The following is a 16937-nucleotide window of genomic DNA, read 5'->3' on the forward strand; positions in this document are numbered from 1 at the left end:
CCAGAAACGGCTGTACCACTGCGTCGACAACCGCGGAGCGTGGGTAGAATCCTGATAAAAGAAAGGCGCATCCGAGGATGCGCCTTTGCTTAGCAAACGTGTCAGGCGGGAACGTTTGCGCCCCGCCATCACCGTGCTCGGACCAGGCCAGGCCGGGTCCGGCTGAAAGACGACTTAGTTGACGGCGTCTTTCAGGCCTTTGCCTGCCTTGAAACCTGGAACCTTGGCGGCTTCGATCTTGATCGCCTTGCCGGTTTGCGGGTTACGGCCGGTGCGCTCGGCGCGTTCCTTGACCGAGAAGGTACCGAAGCCAACCAGTACCACATCGTCACCTTGCTTCAGGGCGCCGGTGACGGATTCGATGACTGCGTCCAGCGCACGGCCGGCTACAGCTTTCGGGATGTCAGCAGATGCGGCGATAGCGTCAATCAGTTCCGACTTGTTCACTCTAAGTCCCCTTATTTCTCTATTGAGTTTGTTTCTAAGTATGTAATGAAAAGCTTATGAAACGTGCGCTGGGTGGCCTGATGACAATAGCGTGCCGCTTTATAGCAAGGCCCCGAAAAAACTGTCAAGGAAAGCCCCCCAGCCAAAAACTACTAATGCGTGCTGATTCTTTCCTTAGCATCGCCGTCGCGCTTTTCATCTTTCGCGACAATCTCCGGAGCCACATCTGGCAAGGGCTCCGGGGCGTATTGCAGCGCAATTTGCAGGACTTCGTCAATCCATTTGACCGGTTTGATCTGCAGATCCTGTTTGATATTTTCAGGAATCTCCTTCAAATCGCGAACATTCTCCTCGGGAATGATCACCGTCTTGATCCCGCCACGGTGTGCCGCCAGCAGTTTTTCCTTCAACCCGCCAATGGCCAGCACCTGGCCACGCAGGGTGATTTCGCCGGTCATGGCCACATCGGCGCGCACCGGAATCTGCGTCAGCGCCGACACCAGCGCGGTGCACATGCCGATACCGGCACTTGGGCCATCCTTCGGCGTAGCGCCTTCCGGCATGTGGATATGCACGTCATGCTTCTCGTGGAAGTCGGCGGCAATACCCAGGCTGCGAGCGCGGCTACGCACCACGGTCTGTGCGGCAGTGATCGACTCGACCATCACATCGCCCAACGAACCGGTCTTGATCAGCTGGCCCTTGCCGGGGATGACCACGGCTTCGATTGTCAGCAGTTCGCCGCCCACCTGGGTCCATGCCAGGCCGGTGACTTGGCCGATCTGGTCCTGTTGCTCGGCCAGGCCGTAGCGGAACTTGCGCACGCCCAGCAGGTGTTCCAGCTGCTCGCTGGCCACCTTGACCTTGACCTGCTTCTGCCCGGTATGTTCCTTGACCACCTTGCGGCATACCTTGGCAATTTGCCGCTCCAGGCCCCGCACACCGGCTTCGCGGGTGTAGTAGCGGATGATGTCGCGGATCGCCGAAACGTCGACTTCCAGCTCTTCTTTCTTCAAGCCGTTGGCCTTGACCTGCTTGGGCACCAGGTACTTGACCGCGATGTTGATCTTCTCGTCCTCGGTGTAGCCCGGCAGGCGGATGACTTCCATGCGGTCGAGCAACGCCGGCGGGATGTTCATCGAGTTCGAGGTGCACAGGAACATCACGTCCGAGAGGTCGTAATCAACCTCCAGGTAGTGGTCGTTGAAGTTGTGGTTCTGCTCCGGGTCGAGTACTTCCAGCAGCGCCGAGGCCGGGTCGCCACGCATGTCGCTGCCCATTTTGTCGATTTCGTCGAGCAGGAACAGCGGGTTGCGCACGCCCACCTTGGTCATCTTCTGGATGAGACGGCCTGGCATGGAGCCAATGTAGGTGCGGCGGTGACCACGAATTTCGGCTTCGTCACGCACGCCACCCAAGGCCATGCGAACGAACTTGCGGTTGGTAGCGGCCGCGATCGACTCGGCCAGCGAGGTCTTGCCGACACCGGGAGGGCCGACCAGGCACAGCACCGGGCCACGGATTTTCTTGACGCGCTTTTGCACGGCAAGGTATTCGAGGATGCGTTCCTTGACCTCTTCCAGGCCATAGTGGTCGGCATCGAGAATTTCCTCGGCCTTGGCCAGGTCCAGGCGCACTTTGCTCTGGGCCTTCCACGGTACCTGCACGAGCCAGTCGAGGTACGAGCGCACCACGGTGGCTTCGGCCGACATCGGCGACATCTGCTTGAGCTTGTTCAGCTCGGCCTGGGCCTTGGTGAGGGCATCCTTGGGCAGGCCAGCGGCTTCGATGCGCTTTTTCAGCTCTTCGACTTCGTTGTGGCCTTCATCGCCATCGCCGAGTTCTTTCTGAATGGCCTTCATCTGCTCATTCAGGTAGTACTCGCGCTGGCTGCGCTCCATCTGCTTCTTGACCCGGCCGCGAATGCGCTTTTCGACCTGCAGCAGGTCGATTTCGGCATCCAGCAGCGCCAGCACGTGCTCGACACGGGTTGGCAGGTCGACGATTTCGAGAATTTCCTGCTTCTGTTCGATCTTCAGGGCCATGTGGGCGGCCATGGTGTCGACCAGACGCCCTGGCTCTTCGATGCTGTTCAGCGAAGACAGCACTTCGGCAGGGACCTTCTTGCCCAGTTGTACGTATTGCTCGAACTGCGACAGCAACGTGCGCACGAACACTTCCGACTCGCGCTCGGCGGCGTCGGTTTCGTCGATCAGGGAGACTTCGGCACGGATGTGCCCTTCTACTTCGGTGAAACGCTCGACAGCGCCACGCTGCTCGCCTTCGACCAGCACCTTGACGGTGCCATCAGGCAGCTTCAGCAGTTGCAGCACGGTGGCAACGGTACCGACGCGGTACAGGGCGTCCTCGCCCGGGTCGTCGTCGGCCGGGTTCTTCTGGGCCAGCAGAAGGATCTGCTTTTCGCCCGTCATCGCGGCCTCGAGGGCCTCGATGGATTTTTCGCGCCCCACGAACAGCGGGATAACCATGTGCGGGTAAACAACGACATCGCGCAATGGCAAAAGAGGCAAGTCGAGGGTGGTCTTCATGATTTCGCCTCTACAGCGGCCTTATGGCCGGAAACCGGTGGAAATGATGCTTGGACCTAATGTGGGGGTACACTTGGGAAATTACAAGCGCTAGCGCAGGAAAAGCAGAAAGGGGCCCGTAGGCCCCCTCCTTGCTTGCAACCGTGAACCGGCCTTTGCCTGAATCAGGCGTCTGGCGCGGCCTTGGCTTGCGGCTCGCTGTTTTCGTAGATCATCAGCGGCTGCGAGGTACCCTCGATGACGCTCTCATCGATCACCACCTTGCTGACATCCTTCTTGGAAGGGATCTCGTACATGGTGTCGAGCAGCACGCCTTCGAGGATCGAACGCAGGCCACGGGCGCCAGTCTTGCGCTCCAGAGCCTTGCGGGCAACGGCCTTGAGTGCATCACTGCGGAACTCGAGGTCGACGCTTTCCATCTCGAACAGCTTGGCATACTGCTTGGTCAGGGCATTCTTCGGCTCGGTGAGAATCTGCATCAGCGCAGCCTCGTCCAGCTCGTCGAGGGTCGCCAGCACCGGCAGACGGCCGACGAATTCCGGAATCAGGCCAAACTTGACCAGATCGTCCGGCTCGACCTCACGCAGGGACTCGCCAACCTTCTTGCCCTCTTCCTTGCTGCGCACTTCGGCGCCAAAACCGATACCACCTTTGGTGGAGCGGTTCTGGATAACCTTTTCCAGGCCCGAGAACGCACCACCACAGATGAACAGGATGTTGCGGGTATCAACCTGCAGGAATTCCTGTTGCGGGTGTTTACGGCCACCTTGCGGCGGAACCGAAGCCACGGTGCCTTCGATCAGTTTCAACAACGCCTGCTGCACGCCCTCGCCCGAAACGTCACGGGTGATGGACGGGTTGTCCGACTTGCGCGAGATCTTGTCGATCTCGTCGATGTAGACAATGCCCATCTGGGCCTTTTCCACGTCGTAGTCGCACTTCTGCAACAGCTTCTGGATGATGTTCTCGACGTCCTCACCCACATAACCGGCTTCGGTCAGGGTGGTGGCGTCGGCAATGGTGAACGGTACGTTCAACAGGCGTGCCAGGGTTTCGGCGAGCAGGGTCTTGCCCGAGCCGGTCGGCCCGATGAGCAGGATGTTGCTCTTGCCCAGTTCGACTTCGTCACCCTTCTTGTCACGCTGGTTCAGGCGCTTGTAGTGGTTGTACACCGCTACGGCCAGCACCTTCTTCGCGCGCTCCTGACCAATGACGTACTGGTCCAGGATGCCGCTGATTTCTTTCGGCGAAGGTAATTTGTGCGCGCTGCTCTCGGCCTGGGCTTCCTGCACCTCCTCACGGATGATGTCATTGCACAGGTCGACGCACTCGTCGCAGATAAATACCGAGGGCCCGGCAATCAGTTTGCGCACTTCGTGCTGGCTTTTGCCGCAGAAGGAGCAATAAAGCAATTTGCCGCTGTCCTCGCCGTTACGGGTGTCAGTCATTCGATCGATCCAATCCGGTAGGCTTGCAACACAAGATGAAGGCAATTGCGGGCTTTTTCAAGTCCGCAGGTAGGCGCTTTGCGCACCTACCTGCTCTGGCGCCCCGGTTCAGGAGGCCAGTTGCCGCTTGTCGTAGACCGAGTCGATCAGGCCGTACTCGGCCGCGCGCGAGGCGCTCATGAAGTTGTCACGCTCGGTGTCGCGCTTGATGGTCTCGAGGTCCTGGCCGGTGTGGTAGGCCAGCAGCTCGTTCAGACGGGCCTTGATATTGAGGATTTCCTGGGCATGGATCTCGATATCGGTCGCCTGCCCCTGGAAGCCGCCCAACGGTTGGTGGATCATCACGCGCGAGTTCGGCAAGCAGTGACGCTTGCCTTTGGCACCGGCAGCCAGCAGGAAGGCGCCCATGCTGCAGGCCTGGCCGATGCAGATGGTCGAAACGTCCGGCTTGATGAACTGCATGGTGTCGTAAATCGACATGCCGGCGGTGACGGAGCCACCCGGCGAGTTGATGTACAGATGGATATCCTTGTCCGGGTTTTCCGCTTCAAGGAACAGCAGTTGCGCAACGACGAGGTTGGCCATGTAGTCCTCTACCGGGCCGACCAGGAAAATTACACGCTCCTTCAACAGGCGCGAGTAGATGTCGTAAGCGCGTTCGCCACGGGCGGACTGCTCGATAACCATCGGGACCAGGCCGCCTGCGGCCTGGATGTCAGAGCTCTGCTGAATATAAGAATTGCGGGACATGTCCTGCGCTCACTCCCAAATAGTCATGGCTTGAATACGCACAAGCCAGCTCGAAGGCTGGCTTGTGGGGGTTTCCTACGAGAGAACCTTATTACTCAGCTTCGGCAGGAGCCTGTGCTGGTTTAACGGCATCTTCGTACGAGACCGACTTGTCGGTCACAGTCGCTTTCTGCAGAACAGTATCTACAACTTGTTCTTCCAGCACAACCGAACGCACTTCGTTCAGTTGCTGGTCGTTCTTGTAGTACCAAGCGATGACCTGCTCAGGCTCCTGGTAAGCCGAAGCCATTTCTTCGATCATTTCGCGAACCTTGGCGTCGTCCGGCTTCAGTTCGAACTGCTTGACCACTTCAGCAACGATCAGGCCCAGCACAACGCGGCGCTTGGCTTGCTCTTCGAACAGCTCGGCTGGCAGTTGCTCTGGCTTGATGTTGCCACCGAACTGCTGAACAGCCTGCACGCGCAGACGGTTGACTTCGTTTTCCAGCAGGGCTTTTGGCACTTCGATCGGGTTGGCGGCCAGCAGACCGTCCATGACCTGGTTCTTGACCTTGGTCTTGATCGCCTGACGCAGTTCACGCTCCATGTTCTTGCGAACCTCGGTGCGGAAGCCTTCCAGGGTCGATTCCTTGATGCCGAACTGGGCGAAGAATTCTTCGTTCAGCTCTGGCAGCACAGGGGCGGCAACGCTGTTGACGGTGATGGTGAACTCGGCGGCTTTGCCAGCCAGGTCCAGGTTCTGGTAGTCCTCTGGGAAGGTCACGTTGACAACGCGCTCTTCGCCAGCCTTGGCGCCAACCAGGCCGTCTTCAAAGCCTGGGATCATGCGGCCGGAGCCCAGTACCAGCTGGGTGCCCTTGGCCGAACCACCGGCGAACACTTCACCGTCGACCTTGCCGACGAAGTCGATGTTGACCTGGTCGTCGTTCTGCGCGGCGCGCTCGACGGCTTCAAAGCGGGTGTTCTGCTTGCGCAGCACTTCCAGCATGTTGTCCAGGTCGGCGTCAGCCACTTCGGCGCTCAGGCGCTCGACGCTGATCGACTCCAGGCCGGCAACAGTGAACTCAGGGAACACTTCGAAGGTGGCGACGAATTCCAGGTCCTTGCCCTTTTCGAAGGACTTGGGCTCTACAGCCGGAGCGCCAGCCGGGTTCAGCTTCTGCTCGACGATGGCTTCGTAGAAGGAAGCCTGGACCAGGTCACCGAAAGCCTCTTGGCGGGCATCGGCCTCGAAGCGCTGACGGATCACGCTCATTGGCACCTTGCCTGGGCGGAAGCCGGCAACCTTGGCGCGCTTGGCAGTCTGCTGCAGACGCTTGTTGACTTCGTTCTCGACGCGCTCGGCCGGAACGGCGATGGTCATGCGGCGCTCGAGAGCGGAAGTGTTTTCAACAGAAACTTGCATGGATATTCCTCGTTGCACAGACGTTAGCCGGCGTTAGCCCGACTCCAGAATCAAGGGCAAGCATTCTAGTGAGTCGCGCAGCAGAAGTCACCCCACTCGGGACGACGGGAAACCACGCCGGTCGATTAACTTTCAAGGCCCGTACGGCGCACCGCCAGACCTGTTTCAATAAGGGCCGCACGACACCTGGGGCGCCCTACAGCCGAAATACCTTGTCAAACAACTGCCAACAACGATTTCGCTTCCTTTATTCAGGGTCGATTTCGTTGAACTGGCAGTACTCTTCCCATTCCATCCCCAGCGCCTCGGCGACCTCGCGGTGCGTCTCCAGGCGCATGGCCTGCAGTTGCTCCGGGGTTTCGGCGATCAGTTGCAGGGCCAGCTCCCAAGGCTGGATACCCTGCTCCTCGGCCGCATCCTCGAATGCCCATTCGATCTGCTGGGCCTGCTCGCGCGGATCCAGCTCGCGGATCTCTTCGAGCAGCTGCGGATTGGCCTCGGCAAAGCGCTGTAGCGCCAGGGCCTGACGGGCTTCTTTTGCGATCATAGGGTTGTTCCTCTGCCCGCCAACTGGGCCGTTGTTTCAACCGGCTGAAATCTAACAGCTTTTATTGGGGTGTCACCAGAGGATTGCAAGGGGGAATTGCGTCGCGGTCGCTAGTTTCTGGCGTGAGGTTTGTGGCGCTCGATCTCACAGGCGCCAGAACACTCAAGACATGCACACCGCAGCCACACAACCCCAAAAAAAAATGCGCCCGATCTCACGATCAAGGCGCCTTTTCAAGAATATGGGGTGGACGATGGGAATCGAACCCACGACAACTGGAATCACAATCCAGCGCTCTACCAACTGAGCTACGCCCACCATATTGCAGTCTTGCGATGTTGCGGCACTACCTTACAGAAGCATGGTGCGGACGAAGAGACTCGAACTCTTACAGCTTGCGCCGCTGGAACCTAAATCCAGTGTGTCTACCAATTTCACCACGTCCGCGTAACGCTTAAAACAAAGGCGCCAGATGCTATCGAGGCGCCCTTGAAAAATATGGGGTGGACGATGGGAATCGAACCCACGACAACTGGAATCACAATCCAGCGCTCTACCAACTGAGCTACGCCCACCATATTGCATTACCGCCTACTTGCGTGCCAAAGCTGCCTAATGGCGCACCCGGCAGGACTCGAACCTGCGACCATCCGCTTAGAAGGCGGATGCTCTATCCAGCTGAGCTACGGGCGCTTAAGCTTGAAGCCTAACCGAACGAGACCTTAACAGATAACTGCTAAACCACTCATTCTGCCCGACTTAGCCAACCAGTGCTAGGCTGTGCCCGACAAGTGCGGCGAATCTTATAGTCGACCCTGTACCTCGTCAACACCTTTTTAAAAAAAATTTAAATTATTTAAGGGGTTAGGGGATTTGCCCGACCACCCGCCTTTGCCCGTGGGCCGTGTCGTGCGAGAATGCGCGCTCTTTATTGTTTCCTTCTCGATGGTTAATCACGCGTCTATGACTGCACACCTAATCGATGGCAAGGCGATCGCCGCCAACCTGCGCAAGCAGATCGCTCAACGTGTCGTGGAGCGTCGCCAGCAAGGCCTGCGTACGCCGGGCCTGGCAGTGATCCTGGTCGGCACCGACCCCGCCTCCCAAGTCTATGTCTCGCACAAGCGCAAGGACTGCGAAGAGGTCGGCTTCATTTCGCAGGCGTTCGACCTGCCCAGCGAGACCTCGCAGCAGGCCCTGACCGAGCTGATCGACCGCCTCAATGACGACCCGGCTGTCGACGGCATCCTGCTGCAGTTGCCGCTGCCGGCGCACCTGGACGCCTCCCTGCTGCTCGAGCGCATTCGCCCGGACAAGGATGTGGACGGTTTCCACCCGTATAACATCGGCCGCCTGGCCCAGCGCATCCCGCTGCTGCGCCCGTGCACGCCGAAAGGCATCATGGCCCTGCTGGAAAGCACCGGCCAGGACCTGTACGGCATGGATGCGGTGATCGTTGGCGCTTCCAACATCGTGGGTCGCCCGATGGCCATGGAACTGCTGCTGGCCGGCTGCACCGTCACCGTCTGCCACCGCTTCACCAAAGACCTGGCTGGCCATGTCGGGCGCGCCGACCTGGTGGTCGTGGCCGCCGGCAAGCCGGGCCTGGTCAAGGGTGAGTGGGTCAAGGAAGGCGCTATCGTCATCGACGTGGGCATCAACCGCCAGGAAGACGGCAAGCTGGTTGGCGACGTGGTCTACGAGACCGCCCTGCCGCGCGCTGGCTGGATCACGCCGGTGCCGGGTGGCGTCGGGCCGATGACCCGTGCCTGCCTGCTGGAAAACACGCTGTATGCGGCAGAAGAGCTGCACAAGTAACACGGCGCAAAATGAAAACGGCACCTCTGGCAGGTGCCGTTTTTTTTGCCTGTGGTTAATCACTGAGCTTAGGCGATCACTTCCTGGCCGCTTCCCACGATTTAAGCAGCTCGTTGTAGCTGACCGTCTCGCCCTTGGGTTTTTCGTTGGCCAGCTTGGGTTTCGGAGCACCCGGCTGGTCGAACCAGTACTGGGCATCCTTCTCCGGGTTTAGCTTGGGCGCACAGGTGGCCTGGGCATTGGACCGTTGCAAGCGTTCCATCATGCGGTCCTGATCCCGCGCCAGGCCATCCAGCGCTTCCTGCGGGGTCTTCTCGCCGCTGGCCACCTCGGCGATATGGCTCCACCACAACTGCGCCAACCGTGGATAATCCGGTACGTTGGTACCGGTGGGTGTCCACTGCACCCGTGCCGGGCTGCGGTAGAACTCCACCAGCCCACCCAGCTTGGGTGCCAGGTCGGTCATGGCCTGGGAGTTGATGTCCGACTCGCGAATCGGCGTCAGGCCGACGATGGTCTTCTTCAGCGAGACGGTCTTGGAGGTGACGAACTGGGCATACAACCACGCTGCCAGGCGTTGCTTCTCGGGGGTGGACTTGAAGAACGTCCACGATCCTGTGTCCTGATAGCCCAGCTTCATCCCCTCCTCCCAATAAGGTCCCTTCGGCGAGGGCGCCATGCGCCACTTCGGCGTGCCATCGGCATTCACCACCGGCAATCCGGGCTTGGTCATGTCGGCGGTAAACGCGGTGTACCAGAAGATCTGCTGGGCGATGTTGCCCTGCGCCGGCACCGGCCCCGCCTCGGAGAAGGTCATGCCCTGCGCTTCCTTGGGCGCATAGGCACGCATCCAGTCCACGTACTTCTGGGTGGCATATACAGCGGCCGGGCCGTTGGTGTCGCCGCCACGGGTGACACTGGAGCCCACCGGGTGGCAGTCCTCCACGCGAATGCCCCATTCATCCACCGGCAGGCCGTTGGGCAGCCCTTTGTCGCCACCACCAGCCATGGAGAACCAGGCATCCGTGAAGCGCCAGCCCAGCGACGGGTCTTTCTTGCCGTAGTCCATATGGCCATAGACGCGCTTGCCGTCGATTTCCTTGACGTCTTCGGTAAAGAACTTGGCAATGTCTTCATAGGCCGACCAGTTAACCGGCACACCCAGCTCGTAGCCGTACTTTTCCTTGAATTTGGCTTTCAGCTCAGGGCGCTCGAACCAGTCGGCGCGGAACCAGTACAGGTTGGCGAACTGCTGGTCAGGCAGCTGGTAGACCTTGCCGTCTGGCGCGGTGGTGAAGGAAATGCCGATGAAGTCCTTCAGGTCCAGGGTCGGCGAGGTGTAGTCCTTGCCTTCGTTGGCCATCAGGTCGGTGATCGATTCCACCTTGCCGTAGCGAAAGTGCGTACCGATCAGGTCGGAGTCGTTGACCCAACCGTCGTAGATGTTCTTGTCCGACTGCATCTGTGTCTGCAGTTTCTCCACCACGTCGCCTTCCTGGAGCAGGTCGTGGGTCAGCTGGATGCCGGTGATTTCGCTGAAGGCCTTGGCCAGCACTTTGGACTCGTATTCATGGGTGGTGATGGTTTCCGACACCACGTTGATCTTCATGCCACGGAACGGCTCGGCGGCCTTGATGAACCACTTCATCTCGGCCATCTGCTGTTCCGGCGTTAGCGTCGATGGCTTGAACTCGCTGCCAAGCCATTTCTTCGCGGCGTCCTCGTATTGGTCGGCCCAGGCTGTGCCATGCACGCTGGCCAGCACCAGCAACGCGGCCAGGGTCAAATGTCGCGTTTTATGCTTGTTATCGAACATTGTGATCTCCCGTTTCTGTTAATCCACAGGGCCGCTCGCTCAGCCCCAGCGCAGCACCACCACCAGCCACGCCAGCGACAGCAGCGAGGCCACCCACAACGGCCAATCGCTGACACCGACCACCAGCAAATGCAGGTAGGCGCTGGCCAGCAGGCCGATGAACAAGCGGTCACCCCGGCTGGTGACCAACGGCAAGAAGCCGCGCCGCTCCACGCAAGGGCGGCGCAGCTCAAGCAGTGTCATGCCCAGCAGCAGCACACCAACGGCAGCAAAGAACAGCGCCGTCGGCAAGGTCCAGGCCATCCACTCCATGCGTTGCCCTCCTCACACCCGGCCCAGGGCAAAGCCCTTGGCCACATGGTTGCGCACGAACCAGATCACCAGCATGCCCGGCAAAATGGTCAGTACCCCCGCCGCCGCCAGCACCCCCCAGTCGATACCCGAGGCCGACACGGTGCGGGTCATCACGGCAGCAATCGGCTTGGCATTCACCGAGGTCAGGGTGCGCGCCAGCAGCAGCTCGACCCAGGAAAACATAAAGCAGAAAAACGCCGTCACGCCGATACCAGAGCCAATCAGCGGAATGAAGATCTTCATGAAGAAGCGCGGGAAGCTGTAGCCGTCGATGTAGGCCGTTTCGTCGATTTCCTTTGGCACGCCCGACATGAAGCCCTCCAGGATCCACACCGCCAGCGGCACGTTGAACAGGCAATGGGCCAGGGCCACGGCTATATGGGTGTCGAACAGGCCGATCGACGAGTACAGCTGGAAGAACGGCAGCAGGAACACCGCCGGGGGCGCCATGCGGTTGGTCAGCAGCCAGAAGAACAGGTGCCGGTCGCCGAGGAAGCGGTAGCGCGAGAAGGCATAGGCCGCCGGCAGCGCCACCAGCAACGAAATCAGCGTGTTCAGGCACACGTAGTACAGCGAGTTGATGTAACCGCTGTACCAGCTGGCATCGGTGAAGATCACCCGGTAGTTGTCGAGGGTGAATGCCTGCGGCCACAGGGTCAGGCCGCCAAGGATCTCGGTGTTGCTCTTGAACGACATGTTCAGCAACCAGTAGATCGGCACCAGCAGGAAGAAGAAATACAGCAGCAGGGCCAGCGTTTTGCGCGTGCTCATGGGCTAGTCCTTGTCGGCATGGGTCATGGCTGTGTAGAACAGCCACGACACCAGCAGGATGATCAGGAAGTACACCAGCGAGAACGCCGCCGCCGGGCCCAGGTCGAACTGCCCCACGGCCATGCGCGTGAGGGTCTGGCTGAGGAAAGTGGTGGCGTTACCCGGCCCGCCACCGGTCAGCACGAACGGCTCGGTGTAGATCATGAAGCTGTCCATGAAGCGCAGCATCACCGCGATGAGTAGCACATTCTTCAGCTTGGGCAGCTGGATGTGGCGGAACACCGCCCAGCCCGAAGCACGGTCGATGCGCGCGGCCTGGTAGTACACGTCGGGGATGGCGCGCAGGCCCGAATAGCACAGCAGTGCCACCAGTGACGTCCAGTGCCATACGTCCATCACCAGCACCGTAAGCCAGGCGTCGAACGGGTCGCCGGCGTAGTTGTAGCTGACCCCGAGCTTGGCCAGGGTAGCGCCAAGCAGGCCGATGTCGGCACGGCCGAAGATCTGCCAGATGGTGCCCACCACGTTCCACGGGATCAGCAGCGGGATGGCCATGACGATCAGGCACACCGACGCCATGCGCCCCTTGGTCGGCATGGTCAGGGCAATGCCGATGCCCAGCGGGATCTCGATCAGCAGTACGCAGGCGGAATAGATGAACTGGCGCAGTAGCGCATCATGCAACGCCGGGTCGCGCAGCACCTGGCGGTACCAGTCGGCACCGACGAAGTAGCGGTTGGACTGGTCGAAAATATCCTGCACCGAGTAGTTGACCACGGTCATCATCGGTACCACCGCGCTGAACGCCACCAGCAGGAACACCGGCAGCACCAGCCACCAGGCTTTGTTGTTCGGCACTTTGTTCATGGCCCGGCCTCCAGCAGCACATCGTCGACGTACAGCATCAACCACTGCGCCGGCAAGCTGACCCAGGCCTGATCCACAGGCAACGGGCGGTCCTCGCCCAGGCGCGCCTTCAGCGCGACACCGCCTACTTCGACGGTGACGATGCGGTAGGTGCCCAGGTCTTCGATATCCAGCACGCGTGCGGGGATGGCGCCATCGAACGGGCTGTCCCACAGCTGCACGAATTCTGGTCGGATGCCCACTTGCAAGCGCCCGCCTGCCGTTGCCGCCAGCCGTTCGCGCAGGCCATCGGGCAGCGCCAGGTGGACATCACCAAACGCCACCCCGTCGGCTTCGGCACGCACCTCGATCAGGTTCATGCCCGGGCTGCCGATGAAGTAGCCGACAAAGGTATGCCGGGGCCGCTCGAACAGCTCACGCGGGGTGCCGAACTGAACGATGCGGCCACCGTGCATCACTGCGATCTTGTCAGCGAAGGTCGATGCCTCCAGCTGGTCATGGGTGACGTAGATCATGGTGATGTTGAACTGCTCGTGAATCTGCTTCAGCTTGCGCCGCAGCTTCCACTTCAGGTGCGGGTCGATCACCGTCAGCGGCTCGTCGAACAGGATCGCCGACACGTCATCGCGCACCAGGCCGCGGCCCATGGAGACTTTCTGCTTTTCGTCGGCGCTGAGGTTGCGCGCCTTCTTGCGCAACACGGCAGACAGGTCGAGCACCTCGGCAATTTCTTCCACCCGGGCACGCACCCGGGCTTCATCCAGCCCTTGGTTGCGCAAGGGGAAGGCCAGGTTGTCGAACACCGTCATGGTGTCGTACACCACCGGGAACTGAAACACCTGGGCAATGTTGCGCGCTTGCGGCGACAGCTGGTTGACCGGTTTGCCGTCGAACAGCACCTCGCCATGGGACGGCGTCAGCAGCCCGGAAATGATATTGAGCAGGGTCGACTTGCCGCAGCCCGACGGCCCAAGCAACGCGTAGGCGCCGCCCTGCTCCCATACATGCTCCAGCGCGTGCAGGGCATAGTCCGCCTCGCTGGCGGGCTGGCGACTGTAACTGTGCGCCAGTTGGCGCAGGCGGATTTCGGCCATCACCCTCTCCTTGCCTGGCGCAACCCCGGGGCCTGCACCAACGCCCCGGCGCTGTCGAAGACGAACAGCTTGTGGGTGGGGATGAACACGCGGATCGGCGTGTCCACCTGGTATTCATGCACCCCGGGCAGGTGCAGGATCATGCGCCAATGCTCGTTACGCACATGCAGGAACGTTTCGGAACCGCTGATCTCGGCCAGCTCCACCAGCACCGCCAGTTCCAGGTCATCATCGTGGGCGGGCACCAGGGTGATATGGCTGGGGCGCACGCCAAAGCGGTAGTCGCCTTCGGCAAGCGCCTGCAAGTCGGCATTGCGGGCAAAATGCACGGCCTGGGCCAGGCTCACCTCGTTGCCACTGATACGGCCAGGCACCAGGTTGATCGGCGGCTCGGAGAACAGTTCGGCCGCCAGCACACTGCCCGGGCGCTGATACACCTCGGCGGTGGGGCCGCTTTGCACGATGCGACCCTCATGCACAAGGGTGGTGGTGCCGCCCAGCGCCAGCGCCTCGTTGGGCTCGGTGGTGGCGTATACCGCAATGCAGTGGCGCGCCGCGAACAGCTCGCGAAGCTCCTGGCGCAGGCCTTCGCGCAACTTGTAGTCGAGGTTGACCAACGGCTCGTCAAAGAGGATCAACGAGGCATCCTTGACCAGCGCCCGGGCCATCGCCGTGCGTTGCTGCTGGCCGCCGGACAGCTCCAGCGGCAGGCGCTGCAGGTAGGTTTCGATGCGCAACATCTCGGCAGTTTCCTGCACACGCCTACGGATGTCCGCCTCGGCCATGCGCGCCTGGCGCAGCGGCGAGGCGATGTTTTCGTACACGCTCAAGGTCGGATAATTGATGAACTGCTGGTACACCATCGACACGTTACGCTGGCGCACCGGCACACCCGTCACGTCCTGGCCATCCATCAGTACCCGGCCCCGGTCCGGGCGATCGAGCCCGGCCATCAGGCGCATCAGGCTGGTCTTGCCGGCCAGGGTGCGGCCCAGCAGCACGTTGAACGAACCAGGCTCGAAACGCAGCGAGGCATCGACGATCCACGGCTGGTTGTCGACGCTGCGGCTGACCTGCTCCAGCACCAGGGACATGGCATGGCCTTCTTGTCGTTGTTGTCTGCCGGGCACAGCCAGTTCCGTGCCAGTTGCTCCCCGATGCTCTGGCTTGAGGCCTGAGCGACAGACCACACAAATCGGGGGTTCGCAAGTGAACACAATCACTGAACAACTGAACACCTGCCAGTTTGACAATGAACACCCGTGAACAACACTGAACAGCGGTCCGCCCATAACAACAACCACACAGGACAGGCCCATGGCCGCATCCGCTCCGACCCATGCCCAACTCATCCAGGCATCCTGGGCCCGCTGCCGCGATCACGGTTTGCAACCGCAGCATGCACCGGACTTCGACTGCCTGACCCGCGCCGAACTCAGCGAACTGCTGGAGAAACGCCAAGCCCTGCTGCGCCTGACCCGCGAGGAAGTGCTGCCGCAATATGCACACCTGCTAGGCAACGCCAGCTACCTGGTGATGCTGGCCGATGCCAGCGGCTGCCTGCTCGACAGCTGGGGTTCGCGGCGTTTCATCGAGCCGCGCCAGCAGCATGGTTTCAGCGCCGGCGCCCACTGGCACGAGCGCGGCGTTGGCACAAATGCCTTGGGCACCGCGCTGATTTGTGCCCAGGCCATTCACGTCGGCCAGGACGAGCACTTCCTGCGCCAGAACCGCTACATGTACAGCGCCGCCGCCCCCCTGTTCGACGCCGCACGGCAACTGGTCGGGGTGTTCGACGTGGCTAGCGACGGCTATCTGCCGCCCAGCCAGACACTGGGCCTGGTGCGCATGATGGGCCAGAGCCTGGAAAACCGACTGATCCTTGCCGAACATGCCGACCAGCACGCACAACTGATCTTCAACAGCGCCTCCGACAACCTCGACAGCCCCTGGGCCGGCCTGCTGGTGTTCGATGAGCATGGGCAGGTGCTGGCCGCCAACCACCGGGCCGACAGCCTGCTCGGTGGTAACCCGTTGCGGCAGAACATCGAGCAGCTGTTCCAGTTGCCCCTGCAGCAGTTACTCAGCCATCCCCGGCAACAGCCCTTCGCCCTCCAGGCCACCGGGCGCAACCGCTTTCATTGTCAGTGGCAACCGCCACGCGAAACGCCCCACCGTCCTGAACCTGGCAACGGCGAGCCGCGCCTGGAAAAAGCGCGAGTGCAGGCCGGCCTGCTGCTGGAAAAGGACATTCCAGTGTTGGTGCAGGGTGAAACCGGTGTAGGCAAGGAAGTGTTCGTGGAAACCCTTCACCGTGCCAGCAGCCGCGCCAACAAGCCCCTGGTCGCCGTCAACTGCGCGGCGATCCCGGCCGAACTGGTGGAGTCGGAGCTGTTCGGCTACGACAAAGGCGCGTTCACCGGCGCCCACCACAAAGGCAACCCGGGGCTGATCCGCAAGGCCGACCACGGCATCCTGTTTCTCGATGAGATCGGCGACATGCCGCTGCCTACCCAGGCCCGGCTACTGCGCGTGTTGCAATCGCGCAGCATCCAGCCGCTGGGCAGCGGCGAACCGGTAGCGGTGGATATCCGCGTGGTGTCGGCGAGCAACCGCGACCTGGCCGAAGAGGTGCGTGCCGGGCGCTTTCGTCAGGATTTGTATTACCGCATTGCCGGGCTGACGGTGGTGCTGCCGCCGCTGCGCGAGCGTGCGGACCGGCGGCAGTTGATCGACCAGGTGCATGCCCGCTACCGCGAGCCTGGGCAACCGGCGCGGCTGCCCCCGGCCATTATGGAGTTGCTCGATCAGCACCCCTGGCCTGGCAATGTGCGCGAACTGGTCAGTGTGGTGCAGGTGGCACTGGCCTTGGCGGGCAGCGGGCCCGTCGGCGTCGAGCACCTGCCTGCAGGGTTTCTGGCCGAGTTGCAGGTGCCTGTGCTGGTGGCGACCGAAGCGGTAGACCTGCAGACGCTGGTTGAACAAGCCAATGGCAACCTGTCAGCAGTGGCGCGCGGCCTGGGGATCAGCCGGACCACCCTCTACAAGCGGCTGCGTGAGCGATGAATCTA

At 61.2% G+C, this 16937-nt stretch carries 14 protein-coding genes and 4 tRNA genes; 2 read left to right on the forward strand and 16 right to left on the reverse strand.

Annotated features, from left to right (window positions below; genetic code table 11):
* Nucleotides 1-174 precede the first annotated feature (174 nt).
* The 10 genes from hupB to PM2_RS22145 form a co-directional block, all read right to left on the reverse strand.
* Nucleotides 175-447: a nucleoid-associated protein HU-beta gene (gene hupB / locus PM2_RS22100; RefSeq protein WP_003250246.1), complete on the reverse strand. Its 273-nt coding sequence runs from the start codon at nt 445-447 to the stop codon at nt 175-177.
* Between the two features lie 152 nt (nt 448-599).
* On the reverse strand, nt 600-2996 hold the full coding sequence (lon, locus tag PM2_RS22105) for an endopeptidase La (protein WP_025754403.1): 2397 nt from the start codon (nt 2994-2996) through the stop codon (nt 600-602).
* Between the two features lie 164 nt (nt 2997-3160).
* Nucleotides 3161-4444 (reverse strand): ATP-dependent Clp protease ATP-binding subunit ClpX, encoded by a 1284-nt coding sequence (gene clpX / locus PM2_RS22110; protein WP_003250242.1) that lies wholly within the window; start codon nt 4442-4444, stop codon nt 3161-3163.
* Nucleotides 4445-4552: 108 nt separating this feature from the next.
* Nucleotides 4553-5194 (reverse strand): ATP-dependent Clp endopeptidase proteolytic subunit ClpP, encoded by a 642-nt coding sequence (gene clpP, locus PM2_RS22115; RefSeq protein WP_003259400.1) that lies wholly within the window; start codon nt 5192-5194, stop codon nt 4553-4555.
* 91 nt (nt 5195-5285) lie between these two features.
* Nucleotides 5286-6599 (reverse strand): trigger factor, encoded by a 1314-nt coding sequence (gene tig, locus PM2_RS22120; protein WP_016714770.1) that lies wholly within the window; start codon nt 6597-6599, stop codon nt 5286-5288.
* A gap of 247 nt (nt 6600-6846) precedes the next feature.
* On the reverse strand, nt 6847-7146 hold the full coding sequence (locus PM2_RS22125; protein WP_016714771.1) for a DUF6388 family protein: 300 nt from the start codon (nt 7144-7146) through the stop codon (nt 6847-6849).
* Between the two features lie 242 nt (nt 7147-7388).
* Nucleotides 7389-7464: transfer RNA gene (locus tag PM2_RS22130), tRNA-His, on the reverse strand.
* A gap of 44 nt (nt 7465-7508) precedes the next feature.
* Nucleotides 7509-7593 (reverse strand) — tRNA-Leu (locus PM2_RS22135).
* A gap of 52 nt (nt 7594-7645) precedes the next feature.
* Nucleotides 7646-7721, reverse strand: a tRNA-His gene (locus PM2_RS22140).
* A gap of 41 nt (nt 7722-7762) precedes the next feature.
* Nucleotides 7763-7839, reverse strand: a tRNA-Arg gene (locus tag PM2_RS22145).
* A 270-nt stretch (nt 7840-8109) separates the two neighbouring features.
* On the opposite strand from PM2_RS22145, the gene folD reads away from it, so the two are divergent.
* Nucleotides 8110-8964 carry a bifunctional methylenetetrahydrofolate dehydrogenase/methenyltetrahydrofolate cyclohydrolase FolD gene (gene folD / locus PM2_RS22150; protein WP_016714772.1) on the forward strand — a complete coding sequence of 285 codons (855 nt, stop codon included), beginning with the start codon at nt 8110-8112 and terminating at the stop codon, nt 8962-8964.
* A gap of 76 nt (nt 8965-9040) precedes the next feature.
* On the opposite strand, the gene PM2_RS22155 is transcribed toward folD, so the two are convergent.
* Genes PM2_RS22155 through PM2_RS22180 form a run of 6 tightly spaced genes read right to left on the reverse strand, consistent with a single transcriptional unit; the run spans nt 9041 to nt 14960 of the window.
* Entirely contained in the window at nt 9041-10780 is a 1740-nt protein-coding gene (locus PM2_RS22155; RefSeq protein ID WP_016714773.1) for an ABC transporter substrate-binding protein, read from the reverse strand.
* A gap of 39 nt (nt 10781-10819) precedes the next feature.
* Entirely contained in the window at nt 10820-11092 is a 273-nt protein-coding gene (locus PM2_RS22160; RefSeq protein ID WP_016714774.1) for a DUF2160 domain-containing protein, read from the reverse strand.
* A 12-nt stretch (nt 11093-11104) separates the two neighbouring features.
* Complete coding sequence (locus tag PM2_RS22165) at nt 11105-11905, reverse strand: carbohydrate ABC transporter permease (protein ID WP_016714775.1); 801 nt, start codon at nt 11903-11905, stop codon at nt 11105-11107.
* A 3-nt stretch (nt 11906-11908) separates the two neighbouring features.
* Nucleotides 11909-12772 carry a carbohydrate ABC transporter permease gene (locus PM2_RS22170; RefSeq protein WP_016714776.1) on the reverse strand — a complete coding sequence of 288 codons (864 nt, stop codon included), beginning with the start codon at nt 12770-12772 and terminating at the stop codon, nt 11909-11911.
* A complete protein-coding gene (locus PM2_RS22175) occupies nt 12769-13866 on the reverse strand; it encodes an ABC transporter ATP-binding protein (RefSeq protein WP_025754406.1) in 1098 nt (365 codons plus the stop codon). Before PM2_RS22175 ends, PM2_RS22170 begins: the two co-directional genes overlap by 4 nt.
* Complete coding sequence (locus PM2_RS22180; protein WP_016714778.1) at nt 13866-14960, reverse strand: ABC transporter ATP-binding protein; 1095 nt, start codon at nt 14958-14960, stop codon at nt 13866-13868. The genes PM2_RS22175 and PM2_RS22180 overlap by 1 nt, the downstream gene beginning before the upstream one ends.
* A 223-nt stretch (nt 14961-15183) precedes the next feature.
* Here PM2_RS22180 and PM2_RS22185 point away from each other — a divergent pair, with 223 nt between their 5' ends.
* Nucleotides 15184-16932, forward strand: coding sequence for a sigma-54-dependent Fis family transcriptional regulator (locus PM2_RS22185; protein ID WP_028699649.1), 1749 nt, complete (start codon nt 15184-15186; stop codon nt 16930-16932).
* Nucleotides 16933-16937: the final 5 nt, after the last annotated feature.

Origin of the sequence: Pseudomonas monteilii NBRC 103158 = DSM 14164, assembly GCF_000730605.1 — a bacterium.
Taxonomy (GTDB): Bacteria; Pseudomonadota; Gammaproteobacteria; order Pseudomonadales; family Pseudomonadaceae; genus Aquipseudomonas; species Aquipseudomonas monteilii.

Coding starts and splice junctions, on each gene's coding strand:
- lon (WP_025754403.1), bottom strand. CDS start 2,996: ATGAAGACCACCCTCGACTTGCCTCTTTTGCCATTGCGCGATGTCGTT.
- clpX (WP_003250242.1), bottom strand. CDS start 4,444: ATGACTGACACCCGTAACGGCGAGGACAGCGGCAAATTGCTTTATTGC.
- clpP (WP_003259400.1), bottom strand. CDS start 5,194: ATGTCCCGCAATTCTTATATTCAGCAGAGCTCTGACATCCAGGCCGCA.
- tig (WP_016714770.1), bottom strand. CDS start 6,599: ATGCAAGTTTCTGTTGAAAACACTTCCGCTCTCGAGCGCCGCATGACC.
- PM2_RS22125 (WP_016714771.1), bottom strand. CDS start 7,146: ATGATCGCAAAAGAAGCCCGTCAGGCCCTGGCGCTACAGCGCTTTGCC.
- folD (WP_016714772.1), top strand. CDS start 8,110: ATGACTGCACACCTAATCGATGGCAAGGCGATCGCCGCCAACCTGCGC.
- PM2_RS22155 (WP_016714773.1), bottom strand. CDS start 10,780: ATGTTCGATAACAAGCATAAAACGCGACATTTGACCCTGGCCGCGTTG.
- PM2_RS22160 (WP_016714774.1), bottom strand. CDS start 11,092: ATGGAGTGGATGGCCTGGACCTTGCCGACGGCGCTGTTCTTTGCTGCC.
- PM2_RS22165 (WP_016714775.1), bottom strand. CDS start 11,905: ATGAGCACGCGCAAAACGCTGGCCCTGCTGCTGTATTTCTTCTTCCTG.
- PM2_RS22170 (WP_016714776.1), bottom strand. CDS start 12,772: ATGAACAAAGTGCCGAACAACAAAGCCTGGTGGCTGGTGCTGCCGGTG.
- PM2_RS22175 (WP_025754406.1), bottom strand. CDS start 13,866: ATGGCCGAAATCCGCCTGCGCCAACTGGCGCACAGTTACAGTCGCCAG.
- PM2_RS22180 (WP_016714778.1), bottom strand. CDS start 14,960: ATGTCCCTGGTGCTGGAGCAGGTCAGCCGCAGCGTCGACAACCAGCCG.
- PM2_RS22185 (WP_028699649.1), top strand. CDS start 15,184: ATGGCCGCATCCGCTCCGACCCATGCCCAACTCATCCAGGCATCCTGG.